The 11,911-nt window shown below is 61.7% G+C and carries 12 protein-coding genes and 1 tRNA gene; 5 read left to right on the forward strand and 8 right to left on the reverse strand.

Going from position 1 to position 11,911, the window contains the following annotated elements; all coding sequences use genetic code 11:
• Positions 1-28: 28 nt before the first annotated feature.
• Positions 29-1,096 carry an acyltransferase family protein gene (locus tag FCU66_RS04250; protein WP_136618867.1) on the forward strand — a complete coding sequence of 356 codons (1,068 nt, stop codon included), beginning with the start codon at positions 29-31 and terminating at the stop codon, positions 1,094-1,096.
• A gap of 24 nt (positions 1,097-1,120) precedes the next feature.
• Here FCU66_RS04250 and FCU66_RS04255 read toward each other — a convergent pair whose 3' ends face one another.
• From FCU66_RS04255 to guaB, 3 genes are read right to left on the reverse strand one after another with little or no spacing between them, the layout of a single operon-like run.
• Positions 1,121-1,540: an MAPEG family protein gene (locus FCU66_RS04255; protein ID WP_136618868.1), complete on the reverse strand. Its 420-nt coding sequence runs from the start codon at positions 1,538-1,540 to the stop codon at positions 1,121-1,123.
• Positions 1,541-1,577: 37 nt separating this feature from the next.
• On the reverse strand, positions 1,578-2,201 hold the full coding sequence (locus tag FCU66_RS04260) for a hypothetical protein (protein WP_136618869.1): 624 nt from the start codon (positions 2,199-2,201) through the stop codon (positions 1,578-1,580).
• Positions 2,152-3,654 carry an IMP dehydrogenase gene (guaB, locus tag FCU66_RS04265; protein WP_136618870.1) on the reverse strand — a complete coding sequence of 501 codons (1,503 nt, stop codon included), beginning with the start codon at positions 3,652-3,654 and terminating at the stop codon, positions 2,152-2,154. Before guaB ends, FCU66_RS04260 begins: the two co-directional genes overlap by 50 nt.
• On the opposite strand from guaB, the gene FCU66_RS40990 reads away from it, so the two are divergent.
• Both FCU66_RS40990 and FCU66_RS04270 read left to right on the forward strand, forming a co-directional pair.
• A complete protein-coding gene (locus FCU66_RS40990) occupies positions 3,641-3,856 on the forward strand; it encodes a hypothetical protein (protein ID WP_136618871.1) in 216 nt (71 codons plus the stop codon). The genes guaB and FCU66_RS40990 overlap by 14 nt on opposite strands.
• Positions 3,857-3,943: 87 nt before the next feature.
• Positions 3,944-5,365: an MFS transporter gene (locus FCU66_RS04270; RefSeq protein ID WP_136618872.1), complete on the forward strand. Its 1,422-nt coding sequence runs from the start codon at positions 3,944-3,946 to the stop codon at positions 5,363-5,365.
• A gap of 6 nt (positions 5,366-5,371) precedes the next feature.
• Here FCU66_RS04270 and FCU66_RS04275 read toward each other — a convergent pair whose 3' ends face one another.
• Positions 5,372-6,118, reverse strand: a complete 747-nt coding sequence (locus FCU66_RS04275) for an RlmE family RNA methyltransferase (RefSeq protein ID WP_136618873.1) — start codon at positions 6,116-6,118, stop codon at positions 5,372-5,374.
• Positions 6,119-6,218: 100 nt separating this feature from the next.
• Positions 6,219-7,658 (reverse strand): Ppx/GppA phosphatase family protein, encoded by a 1,440-nt coding sequence (locus FCU66_RS04280; RefSeq protein ID WP_425462837.1) that lies wholly within the window; start codon positions 7,656-7,658, stop codon positions 6,219-6,221.
• Between the two features lie 301 nt (positions 7,659-7,959).
• On the opposite strand from FCU66_RS04280, the gene FCU66_RS04285 reads away from it, so the two are divergent.
• Both FCU66_RS04285 and FCU66_RS04290 read left to right on the forward strand, forming a co-directional pair.
• The gene (locus FCU66_RS04285) at positions 7,960-8,892 is read left to right on the forward strand and encodes a lysylphosphatidylglycerol synthase domain-containing protein (RefSeq protein WP_136618875.1); all 933 of its coding nucleotides are present in this window, start codon (positions 7,960-7,962) and stop codon (positions 8,890-8,892) included.
• A 196-nt stretch (positions 8,893-9,088) separates the two neighbouring features.
• Positions 9,089-9,162, forward strand: a tRNA-Gln gene (locus FCU66_RS04290).
• Here the strand turns inward: FCU66_RS04290 and FCU66_RS04295 are convergent.
• The 3 genes from FCU66_RS04295 to FCU66_RS04305 form a co-directional block, all read right to left on the reverse strand.
• Entirely contained in the window at positions 9,130-10,728 is a 1,599-nt protein-coding gene (locus tag FCU66_RS04295; RefSeq protein WP_181956527.1) for a recombinase family protein, read from the reverse strand. The genes FCU66_RS04290 and FCU66_RS04295 overlap by 33 nt on opposite strands.
• 159 nt (positions 10,729-10,887) lie before the next feature.
• Positions 10,888-11,097: a hypothetical protein gene (locus tag FCU66_RS04300; RefSeq protein ID WP_136618876.1), complete on the reverse strand. Its 210-nt coding sequence runs from the start codon at positions 11,095-11,097 to the stop codon at positions 10,888-10,890.
• 214 nt (positions 11,098-11,311) lie between these two features.
• Positions 11,312-11,839 carry a helix-turn-helix domain-containing protein gene (locus FCU66_RS04305; RefSeq protein ID WP_136618877.1) on the reverse strand — a complete coding sequence of 176 codons (528 nt, stop codon included), beginning with the start codon at positions 11,837-11,839 and terminating at the stop codon, positions 11,312-11,314.
• Positions 11,840-11,911: the final 72 nt, after the last annotated feature.

Genomic DNA, 11,911 nt, shown 5'->3' on the forward strand with positions numbered 1-11,911 from the left:
GAATCTCAACAAGCCTTAGTTCGTTGCGATGAATTCGGATCAGGACGAGAACCGGAGATACGATGCGATTGACGCATTGCGCGCAATCGCGGTGATGCTGGTTCTGATTTTCCACTATACGTCGCGCTTCCCCGCCGACTACATCCGTTTCCCGCACCAGATGACTTTGCCATGGAACGGAATCGTTGGTGTCTTTCTCTTTTTCATCATCAGCGGTTACTGCATTGCGAGGACGGCCGAGCGGGCAGAAACCATCTGGACGTTTTGGCTGCGCAGGTTCACACGCGTGGAGCCTGCGCTCATCGCCAGCATAGCGATCACGCTTGTCATGGTTGCGATCTTAGGTCTTCCCGATAGAGAGGTTTCAGCCGCCGATGGCCTGCGCAACGCAGCTTGGGGACCTCTGTTTTTTTCCACGCCACTTGTCGACGGCGCCTACTGGTCCCTGCTTGCGGAGGCAAAGTTCTACGTCGTATTCGGCCTCATCTTCTATCTTTGGTCGAAAGGCGCACTTGTCCTGTTCGCAAGCTTCACTGCAATTGGCGCGGCAGTCCACTTTTCAGGCCTATGGGCGGACCATCAAGCTTTGATCCATCCGTTCCAGGGCGTCGCCATCTCCTATTTTTTCTTCCCTTACAGCCTTTTCTTTTTGATGGGCATTGCGGCGCGCCGATCGAACTGGATCGTGCAGATGGCTGTAACGGCAGGATGCTTGGCAATCACCGTCGAGTTGTGGGGCATCACCACATTCACCGTATGGGTAATTGCGCTCTCGATTCTCGGTGTCATCGGGGTTCAGTTGCGCGACATTAGGATTTGGCGATGCGTGACTTATGTCGGTTTTGTTAGCTATCCACTGTATCTTCTGCACCAGAATATCGGTGTTGCCATCATACGGTGGCTGGCCCAATGGATCGGCTCACCGTATCTTCGAATCGGCGTAGCGTTTGCTGTCGTGCTCGGCTTGGCGGCGTTCGTGGCCTGGGCGGTCGAGCATAGATTTCGTCGAAGGATCGAAGGGGCCGCCGTTCGGCTTGTGCCCGGGCTGTCGTTCAACTTCAGTCAGACTCGACTGACGAAAACCACGCGGTTGTGACGCTTCATAGCTGTGCAGGTGACTTCACACCGCCCCCAGCAGATGCAGCGCGAACCAGATCCATCCCAGCAGAAGAATCACCGCACCGACGAAGAAAGAGCGGCTGCGCAGCAGCAGATTGTTGCTGGTCAGGTGAACCCAGGCATGGACATAGCGCGACGCGACGAAAATCCACATCAGCGCCAGGGTCAGATAGTTGACGCCGTTGGTCAGGTGCAGCGTCAGGCACAGCACATAAAACAGCACCGGCAGTTCGAACTGATTGATGAGATTGGCGGCAACGGTCGTGCTGGAGGCCGGCTCGGTCGAGCGCACCTTGTACTGACCGGGCTTGGCTTCGCCTGACCTGATTGCACCGTATCTGCGCCGACCCAGGACGCCGTAGACGATGTAGATCAGCAGCACATGCGCCAGAACAGGCCAGAAGATCGTGGTCTGGTTCATGAAGTGCCCCCTGCCCGGTCGGGCTTTGCGTGCGGCATCAAGCCTGGCGTTTCTGGCTTGCCAGCCAGAAGGCGGCAATGACGATCACCGGGATGGCGAAAAGCGCGAATTTGGTGACGATCAGCGACGAGGCGAAAGACAGCGAATCCGGGTTCGCCGACAGGAAATCGGACAGTAGGCGGGCTACCGCGATGTTCTGGACGTAGTCGGCAAGCGTGTAGGGCAGCACCAGAACCAGCGCGAAGATCGACTGCAGTTGCGCCGGCAGCACGCGGAAAGCCTTCAATCGCCGACCGCTTGCCAGGATCAGGCTGACCAGCGTCACCGACAGCAGCGCCGGGAACAGCAGATCGAAGGTCAGATAGTGCCAGACGAGAATGATCTCGCCACCGCGCCGGCCGAGCGCCGTCAGCCAGGCCATGCCTTCGTCGGGCGTGAAACCGAAAATACGCATGTCGAGTGACGGCAAGCCGCCGCTCAACTGGCGGAAGTAGAAGAATTCCAGTGCCGTCATGGCGATGAACACCACCGCCGACAGGAAGCAGAGCGCGCCTGCGTGGCGCGACAGCCGCAGGATCGTCGCCGTCAGGCTCCGCCCGAGCCCGTACGGATCAGGCTCCGCCGGGATAGTTCGGGCTTTCGCGGGTAATCGTGACGTCATGGGCGTGGCTTTCACGAAGTCCGGCATTGGATATGCGCACAAAGGTGGCGCGTTCGCGGAAATCGGCAAGGTCGCGGCCACCAACATAACCCATAGCGGCTTTCAGCCCGCCTGCAAGCTGGTGCAGCACGCCAGACACAGGTCCTTTGTAGGGAACCTGCCCTTCGATGCCTTCCGGGACCAATTTCAGCGTGTCGCGCACCTCGGCCTGGAAGTAGCGATCAGCTGAGCCGCGGGCCATGGCGCCGACCGAGCCCATGCCGCGATACGCCTTGAAGGAGCGGCCCTGGTGCAGATAGACCTCGCCCGGGCTTTCGTCGGTTCCGGCCAACAGCGAGCCGATCATGGCTGCACTTGCGCCGGCGGCGAGCGCCTTGGCGAGATCGCCTGAATATTTGATGCCGCCATCGGCGATCACCGAGACGCCTGATTTGTGCGCCGTCTCGACCGCCGACATGATGGCCGAGAGCTGCGGCACGCCGACGCCGGCAACGATGCGGGTGGTGCAGATGGAACCCGGACCGATGCCGACCTTGACGGCGTCGGCGCCCGCGTCGATCAGCGCCTGCGTGCCCGCGGCGGTGGCGACGTTGCCGGCCAGGATGCGAACCGAGTTGGAGAGCTTCTTGGCGCGCGTCACCGCATCCAGCACGCGCTGCGAGTGGCCATGCGCGGTGTCGATCACCAGAAGGTCGACGCCCGCATCGATGAGGCGTTCGGCGCGCTCGAAACCGTCATCGCCGACACTGGTGGCGGCGGCGGCGCGCAAGCGGCCCTGCGCGTCCTTGGTGGCGTGCGGGTTGAGCTGCGACTTCTCGATGTCCTTGACGGTGATCAGCCCGACGCAATTGCCCTGCTTGTCGACGACGACCAGCTTTTCGATCCTGTGCTGATGCAGAAGCCGCTTGGCTTCATCCTGGTCGACGTTCTCCTTGACCGTGATCAGGTTGTCGCGGGTCATCAGTTCATGGACCTTCTGCGCCGGATCGGAGGCAAAGCGCACGTCGCGATTGGTCAGGATGCCGATCAGCCGTCCGATCTTGTGGCCGCCGCTGCCGCCGTTCTCGACCACTGGGATGCCCGAGATCGAATAGCTGCGCATCAGGCCAAGCGCGTCGGCGAGCGTCGCATCGGGGCCGATGGTGACGGGATTGACCACCATGCCGGATTCGAATTTCTTGACCTGCCGCACCTGCTCGGCCTGTTCGGCCGGCGAGAAATTGCGGTGGATGACGCCAATGCCGCCGGCCTGGGCCATGGCGATGGCAAGCCGCGCCTCGGTGACGGTGTCCATCGCCGCCGACAGGATCGGCACATTGAGGTCGATATCGCCGGCGATGCGGGTGCGGACATCGGTTTCGCCGGGCATGACCTCGGAATGACCCGGCTGCAGCAGCACGTCGTCAAAGGTCAGCGCCAATGCGCCGGTGGACGTTTCGATGATTTTTGCCATGGCCAGCCCTCGGAATACAAAAAAGCGCTGGACCGGAATGGACAGCGCCGACTCGTTTCTTCCCTTTCAGGATTGGCGCTGGCTGGTACCACGTCCCGCCGCCGATGAAAAGCCGATGATTTCACGATCCCGGAAAGGTGACTTTTCGCCCCAAAATATGCCACCTGTGGTTGCCGGTCGCACAAAAGTGACAGCAAATTAATGCGACATCCCGCCGAAGGCATGGTAACCGCCCGCCTCAAGGCCGACATGCAACCGGCAACGCAACATTCAAGTCTGGACGCGTTCCTTGAACCGCACCATCCCGGTCATACTGGCGGTCGCCCTTTTCATGGAAAACATGGATTCAACCGTCATCGCGACATCGCTGCCGGCGATTGCCGTCGACATCCATACCAGCCCGATCGCGCTCAAGCTGGCGCTGACTGCCTATTTGGTATCGCTGGCGATCTTCATTCCGATCAGCGGCTGGATGGCCGACCGTTTCGGCGCCAAGACTGTCTTTCGTGCCGCGATCGCGGTCTTCATCGTCGGCTCGATCGCCTGCGCCCTTTCGGGTTCGCTACCGGCTTTCGTGGTGTCGCGCTTCCTGCAAGGCATTGGCGGCGCCATGATGACACCGGTCGGGCGGCTGGTGCTGGTGCGCGCGACACCGAAAAGCGAACTCGTTGCGGCAATGTCCTGGCTGACCGTTCCGGCGCTGGTCGGGCCGTTGGTCGGGCCGCCCGTCGGCGGCTTCATCACCACCTATTTCACCTGGCACTGGATCTTCCTGATCAATGTGCCGATCGGCCTGATCGGCATCTGGCTGGCGACGCGTTTCCTGCCGGAGACCGAACCCACGGAGAACCCGCCCCTCGACTTCATCGGTTTCGTGCTGAGCGGGCTAGCAGCATCCGGAGTGGTGTTCGGCCTGTCGGTGGTCAGCCTGCCGTACCTGCCGCCAATCGTCGGTGTCATCACCGTATCGGTCGGACTGATGTCGGGTGTGCTTTACCTCTTGCATGCGCGCCACGCCAAAAACCCGCTGCTGGCGCTCGAACTGTTCCGCAACCAGGTGTTCCGCTCCTCGGTGCTTGGCGGCGGACTGTTCCGCATCGGCATCGGGGCCGTGCCCTTCCTGTTGCCGCTGATGTTCCAGATCGGCTTCGGGCTGACACCGTTCCAGTCCGGCATGATCACCTTCGTCTCGGCAATCGGCGCCATCGGCATGAAATTCGTCACCGCGCTGATCTTCCGCGTCGCCGGCTTCCGCCGCGTGCTGGTTGTCGGCTCGCTGGTCGCTGCGGCGTCGATCGCCATCAACGGCCTCTTCACGCCTGACACGCCCTATCTGCTGATGCTGGCCATGCTTCTGGTCGGCGGCTTTATCCGCTCGATGTTCTTCACCGGCGTCAATGCGCTCGCCTATGCCGAGGTTTCGGCTGAAGACACCAGCAAGGCGACGCCGATTGCCGCCGTGTTCCAGCAGCTTTCGGTCGCGCTCGGCGTGGCGCTGGCCGGCGGAATCCTGGAAGTGTCGACGTCAATCCATGGCGGCCCGCTGTCGCTGGACGACTTCCACATTGCCTTCTTCATCGTTGCAGCGGTCTCGGCGGCGGCATCGCTATCCTTCATCCGGCTGGCGCCCGATGCCGGCAATGCCGTCTCCGGACATGGCCGGTTGACCACGCCCAAGACGTTGGAAGCGGTAAGCCCGCCCGGCAATTGATGCGGTTTACGCTTCGGGCTCGCCGTCTGGACGTTCCGATTCGCCTTTGGGCGGCTCTCGCCCCTTGAAGTCTTTGGCCAACAGATAAAGCTCTACCGATTCATCGCGCGACGCCGGAGGCTTGACGTGATGGACAGAGCGGAAGTTCTTCTTGAGCATGGAGAGCAGCTCGTTTTCGGCGCCGCCCTGGAAGGTCTTGGCGAGGAAATGCCCGCCCGGCTTCAGCACCGACAGCGCAAAGTCGGCCGCCACCTCGCACAGATGCATGGTGCGGATATGGTCGGTCCGCTTGTGGCCGGTGGTAGGGGCCGCCATGTCGGACAGCACGATATCCGGATCCCCACCCAGCGCCTCGGCCAGCTTTTGCGGCGCCAGCGGATCGAGGAAATCCATCAACAGCACCGGCGCGCCGGGCACGGCGTCCATTTCGAGATAATCGATGCCGATGACATGCGGCTTGTCGGCCGTCGATTTCGTGCGCGCGGCGGCGACCTGGCACCAGCCGCCGGGGGCGGCGCCGAGGTCGATCACCTTCATGCCAGGCTTCAGGAGATGATGCTTGTCGTCGATCTCGATCAGCTTGTAGGCCGCGCGCGAGCGATAGCCGTCAGCCTTGGAGCGCTGGACATAGGGATCGTTGATGTGGCGCTGCAGCCAGCGGCGCGACGATTCCTTCAGCCCGCTCTTCTTCTTGATCCGCGTCTTCAGCACGCGAATGCTGGCTGATCCTGGTTTTTCCGGTTTCTTGGTCATTGCCTGATTTCTTGTCTGAGCATGACCCCTGGACAAACGGAACCGTTTGTCCGCGAATACCGGTTGCTACTCTTCGCTAACGCGGTCCTGCGGTTCGGGATCATGCTCTGCCACGCCCATCGTTGCGCCAGACGCCGTCATCGGCCATCAGTTCGCTCAATATACCTTCGCGCAGGCCACGGTCGGCAACGCGCAGTCGCTCCGACGGCCATACGGCGCGGATTGCTTCGAGGATAGCACAGCCGGCCAGCACCAGATCGGCACGATCGGCACCGATGCAAGGGTTGGCGCAGCGCTGCTGGAAATCCCAGCCGACCAGTTTTTCGACCATGCGGTCGACGCTGTCGCGGTCCATCCACAGCCCATCGACACGGCGGCGGTCGTAGCGATCGAGGTCGAGGTGAACACCGGCCAGCGTCGTCACCGTTCCGGACGTGCCCAGCAGATGGAAATTCGGGCTGGCCTTGAGATGGCTCAGCCGGTCGCGGCCGTCGAAGCTGGCCAGCCGGCCGGCGACGTCGTCGACCATGGCGGTAAAGATCTCGCGCGTCACCGTGCGGCCGCCAAAGCGCTCGGCCAGCGAAACGACGCCGACCGGCAGCGACGTCCACGACACGATGTGATTGGCGAGCCTTGGCGAACGGCGGCCGGCGAGATCGATCAGCGCGATTTCCGACGAACCGCCGCCGATGTCGAACAGCACGACGCCTTGCGTGTCACGCTCGACCAGCGAACCGCAGCCGGACACCGCCAGCCGCGCTTCGGTCTGACGATCGATGATCTCGAGCTTCAGGCCGGCCTCGCGCTCGACGCGGTCGAGGAACTCGACGCCGTTGTCGGCGGTGCGGCAGGCTTCGGTGGCGATCAGCCGGGCTTTTCGGATCTTGCGGTTGCGCAGTTTGTCGCCGCAGATTTTCAGCGCCTCGACCGCGCGGTCCATCGCCGGCTGGCCGAGCCGGCCATTGGCGGTGAGCCCCTCGCCCAGCCGGACGATGCGCGAAAAGGCGTCGATGACGCGGAACTGGCCATGCCGTGTCGGCACGGCAACCAGCAGCCGGCAATTGTTGGTGCCGAGGTCGAGGGCCGCAAACACGGGCAGTTCGTGAACCGGCGGCCGACGGGCGCCCTGTTCGGGCCGTGCCACTGCAGGGGCGGGCGAGGCCACCGATTCCGCCGGCCTGTGCGCTTCCACCACCGGGGCACCGGTTTTGCCTGGCGCCGGCGATCGATTCTCCGTGGGACGCGCTTCGTCGCGCGCAAAAACCTTGCGCCCGCGCCTTCGCTTGCGCCGCTTCTTGGGCTTGCCCTTCTGGGGCGCGTCGCCCGCCTGCCCGTCTGCGGAGCGGAGCTCCGTCGGGCGGCGTTGCTGCCAGCTGGCGGTTCCCGGGCCAGATGGCCCCCGGGAAGCGCTGGACACGCCCACCTCTGGCGCGCCGGCGCCGGTGTCGTGGTCTTCCACTGTCGTTCCTTCCGGCGCCGCGCGAGCCGATGACGGACGCAGCAGGCGCTTCAGTGTTTTAAGTTGCCGCCAGACTAACAGTGCCGCGCCCGATCACCAAGAGCCGCGTGCCGAATTTTGCCGGCTGGGCCAGCAAGCCACCGTTCCGGCAGCATTGCGTAATGTATCTGCAAGCCTGGATTGCTACGCGCAACGTCTGCCGGCTCCCTTTCAGCTGGCAACACGGACAAATCCTGCCGGTAGTCGCGGCGAAAAACGTTCGCGGTTGAATAGCCGGCTTCAATGAGGCATTTCTGAAATGTGCGGAAGAATCCGGCGCGACCGGTCTCCTCCCATCACCACCAGAAAAGGAAGCGGACCCGCAACGCATGGCAGTCAGGCAATGAACTGGAGACGCTATTTCTGGCCGGTCGTCGGCATCGCGGCGGTGATCTTCTCACTGCTGCTGCTCTGGCACGAATTGCGCGGCATTTCGCTCGACGATGTCTGGGACGGCATCACCGCCATACCGACACGCGGCTGGATCCTTGCGGCCGTGAGTTCGGTCATCGCCTATGCCTCGCTCGCCGGCTACGACCACATCGCGCTCCTGCATATCGGCAAGCGCGTGTCGTGGCTGTTCGTCACGCTGTGCTCCTTCACCACCTATGCGCTGTCGCACAACATCGGCGGCTCGGTGTTTTCCGGCGCCGTCATCCGCTACCGCGCCTACGGCACCAGGGGCCTGACCGGCCAGGATGTCGGCGTGCTGGTGGCGATCTGCTGGATCACCTTCGTGCTGTCGACGATTCTCGCCTCTGGCCTCGTGCTGGTGTTCGAGCCCGAAGTTCTCGACCGGTTTTCCGGCATTGCCCACCACGGCCTGTCGGAAGCGGCGGGGATCGTGATGCTGCTGCTGGTCGCCGCCTACATATTCGGCAGCTGGCTGCATCTGCGCCCGCTGAAGATCGCCAGCTTTCAGCTGCACTATCCGGCGCTGCCGATCGTCGCACGGCAATTGCTGATTGGCCCGATCGAACTGCTGGCGGCCGCCGCGATCATCTTCTTTGCCCTGCCCGAAGCCCACAATCCCGGCTATTTCGTCGTGCTCGGCGTCTTCCTCGTCTCCTTCTCGATCGCACAGATCTCGCACGCGCCGGGCGGGCTCGGCGTGTTCGAAGTGGTGTTCCTCGCCGGCCTGTCCGACATGGACCCGGTCGGCGTGCTGGCGGCGCTGCTGGTGTTCCGCCTGTTCTACCTGATCATCCCGCTGATTCTGGGCCTGGGGGTGGTGCTGTTCTTCGAGCGGTCGCAGTTCAGCCGGACGGAGCCTTGAGGCGTGAGATTGGACTTCGAGCCGCACGCCGGCATCTGAAGCGTGGTGTCTGAAACCACCTGGCGAAACGTGCCATTGAACCACAGAGCAGGCTTGACTATTTTCCGCTGGCGGCTACAAGGCAGCGCTCACAGCGGCTTGCCCGCACGGCCCGCACGGTTTTCACGTTTATCGTGATATTCAAGATCGTGCCTGCTGGGGAATAGGTTAACGGTAGACCCACGGACTCTGACTCCGTTAGTCCTGGTTCGAATCCAGGTTCCCCAGCCAAATTGGATGCCTCGTCAACGACACATCCCCGCGAGCTTGTGCAGCTGCCGCAGACGCGGCCGTTTCCGCAAGTAAATCAAACGGTTGCCTGAAGACCGCGCGGACCTCGCCGCGATTCCATTCGCAGTTCGACAGCACCAGATTCAGCAGTCGTTTTTTCTCATTTGGGGCCTGACGAGTGAACATTTGGCCCGCGTTGCGGGCTAGCTCAAGCAGTTGGATTCCATCGTCCATGTATGATTCTTGCGCCTCGCCATGGCGCTCTATCTCACGCAGCAGGCGCGCTTGTTCGACGCGCCATTGCGCCGACATGCGGTCGTAGAAGGCATTGTCGATGCGGCCGTCGAGCTTGTCCAGGTACATGGCGTTGAGGCGGTCTTCGAGACGCTTGTACTGAGTCTGACACCGCTCAATCGCCTGTTCCTGCTCCCGCCGCTCGTCTGCATGGCTCGCCTTCAGCGCGTCGCGTACCCATTTCAGAACCTCCTCATCGAAATGAAGTTGGTCCAGGAGGCCGGCAAAGGTCTTATCCAGCACCTCCTCGCGAACATATTTGCGACGACAGTCGGCATAGCCGCCCCGGCCTTTGTCGGCATGTCCCGTGCAGTGGTAGTAGATATATTTCCCCTTCTTGACCTCCGCCACGACCGCACAGCCGCACCCAGCGCAGGTCATGAGGCCCGAGAAGGCGAATTCATAACCATAGGAATGGATAGGGGTCGCGTGCCGGCCTGCAAGAACGCCCTGGACCCGTTCCCAGAGGTCGATCGATACCAGCGGCTCGTGCTTGCCGTGGTGCAGCCTGCCATTCCATTGAAACAGGCCCGTATAGAGCCGATTGCGCAAAATCGTATGCACGGTACTGACCGGTGCCGGATTGCCGCTCTTTGGATGAATGAGGCCGTCGCAATGCGCCGCCTTCGTGAGCGCCTTGAGTGAGTACTGGCCGGTCGCGTAGCGCTCGAATAGCTTGGTGATAACCGACGCCACCACCGGGTCCGGCTCGATGACCTTCTTGCCGTCCTTGGCCGTAACGTTGAGATAGCCGAGCGGCGCTTTAGACGGCCAGATGCCCTGCTCGGCCTTTTCCATCTGCCCTTTCCGGGCTTCCTCAGAAAGGTTGTCGATGTAGTTTTTGGCCATCAGCACCTTGATGCCATGCATGAACTTTTCCGAGGATCGCGAGTCTCGCGACAACACCACGCCTTCCTTGGCGAGGTGGATCTCGACATCGAGTTCGTCGAGCGTCACCCAATCCTTGAGGTTGCGGTAAAGGCGATCGGTCTTCTCGACCAGGATGACGCGTACGCCAGGATGCTTGCGCAGATATTTGACCATCTCGCCGAAGTTGGTCCGCCCGGTGTTCTTGGCGGTCTCGACATCAACATATTCCTCAACAATGCCAAACTGTCGCTGGAGAGCATATTCTCTCAGCAGCTTGCATTGCGCCGGGATCGAAAAGCCTTCTTTCTCCTGCTCTTTCGAGGACACGCGCGCATAAAGCAGCGCTTTCACGAAGCTGCCGGGCTTCGCCTTCGGTGCTGCTCGCTTGTGGATCGGCTTCATCTCCGCTCCTTCGCGGTCACGAAACGGCGCATATGATTGACATGTCGGCGGTCAGGACTGGCACAACGTGCGAACCTGCAGTCGGCGGAACCGTTTTTCCTCGTGTCATCTGAGGCGGCCAAGCGCCATAGCGCGATATCACGTGCGGGTGGGTTCGACTCAATCCAGCTTGTGCCATTCGGCAAGGATGCGAAAGAACCCGCTGACGTTTTCCACGATCTGGCGAGCTTCTTCCTTTGACAACAAACGACCGGTGCGTGCCTCGAAGAGTTGAACCGTTCGTTCCAGCAAGGCGTCGTCGACAGCGCGCGGCCGAGAATATGGGACGGCCTCGATCTGCCGACTGGCATCTCTGCGTGTTGCTTTCATCGCACTTGCCCTGTTTCGAGCGCGCGATTGCGCGGTCAGAGCAAGGATCGTTGAAGTCTGCGTAATCTCGCATGCCCGTTATGTACGCTCCAATTGCCTTTTCTACTCCGCTTCGCATCCGGTAGTCATTCCGGGGTTTTGGAACTCCCGGCGCCGGTCAATCAATGAGGAGCGTGATGAAAGGAGCACTCGCGACCCGTCGACAAGGAATCACCTAAACCAATCTGTCCTGGACCGACATGGGGTCGGGGGACGTTCCGCTCTCCTGCTTTGGGTCGACGACCGCCAGTTCCTCCCCCAATGCGGAGATCAAAGCCGACACACGGCCGCGCACCCGTGGATGAAGTTGCACCAGCCCTTCAATTAGGCGTCGGCCTTCCGCGCTGGCAATAAAATTGACGCGCTCGTCGACCGGTAGCGTGGGAACGTCACGGTCAGTCTCATTGCCCGGCAGGCCCCCGAAAAAACGGCTAACTGGGACGGCCAGTGAACTAGCGATCTCGTAGAGCATGGAGGCGCTAACGCGGTTTTTCGCGTTCTCATATTTTTGAAGCTGCTGGAAACTGATGCCTATGGATCGGGCAAGCTGGGCCTGCGATACGTCCGACTGCACGCGAACCGCAGCGATCTGCCTGCCGACATGTTGATCAGCAGGGTGCGGGCCACTCTCGATTCCACGGTTTGCCGGTGCGTTGAAGGCGCTGCGACGTCCTGGCTCCGCAAATGCCTTTCGGAACTGCATCAGTCGCTCCATGTGTAGAGAGTTTGTCTCGGTAAGCCCCGCGAAAATCACCAAACCGACGAATGATCGCGA

This window comes from Mesorhizobium norvegicum, assembly GCF_004919685.1.
In the GTDB taxonomy this organism is placed as follows: Bacteria; Pseudomonadota; Alphaproteobacteria; order Rhizobiales; family Rhizobiaceae; genus Mesorhizobium; species Mesorhizobium norvegicum.

Excerpts from the sequence above, each read along its gene's own strand:
- FCU66_RS04250 (WP_136618867.1), top strand. The coding sequence starts at position 29 with ATGAATTCGGATCAGGACGAGAACCGGAGATACGATGCGATTGACGCA.
- FCU66_RS04255 (WP_136618868.1), bottom strand. The coding sequence starts at position 1,540 with ATGAACCAGACCACGATCTTCTGGCCTGTTCTGGCGCATGTGCTGCTG.
- FCU66_RS04260 (WP_136618869.1), bottom strand. The coding sequence starts at position 2,201 with ATGACGTCACGATTACCCGCGAAAGCCCGAACTATCCCGGCGGAGCCT.
- FCU66_RS40990 (WP_136618871.1), top strand. The coding sequence starts at position 3,641 with ATGATTTTTGCCATGGCCAGCCCTCGGAATACAAAAAAGCGCTGGACC.
- guaB (WP_136618870.1), bottom strand. The coding sequence starts at position 3,654 with ATGGCAAAAATCATCGAAACGTCCACCGGCGCATTGGCGCTGACCTTT.
- FCU66_RS04275 (WP_136618873.1), bottom strand. The coding sequence starts at position 6,118 with ATGACCAAGAAACCGGAAAAACCAGGATCAGCCAGCATTCGCGTGCTG.
- FCU66_RS04285 (WP_136618875.1), top strand. The coding sequence starts at position 7,960 with ATGAACTGGAGACGCTATTTCTGGCCGGTCGTCGGCATCGCGGCGGTG.
- FCU66_RS04295 (WP_181956527.1), bottom strand. The coding sequence starts at position 10,728 with ATGAAGCCGATCCACAAGCGAGCAGCACCGAAGGCGAAGCCCGGCAGC.
- FCU66_RS04300 (WP_136618876.1), bottom strand. The coding sequence starts at position 11,097 with ATGAAAGCAACACGCAGAGATGCCAGTCGGCAGATCGAGGCCGTCCCA.
- FCU66_RS04305 (WP_136618877.1), bottom strand. The coding sequence starts at position 11,839 with ATGCAGTTCCGAAAGGCATTTGCGGAGCCAGGACGTCGCAGCGCCTTC.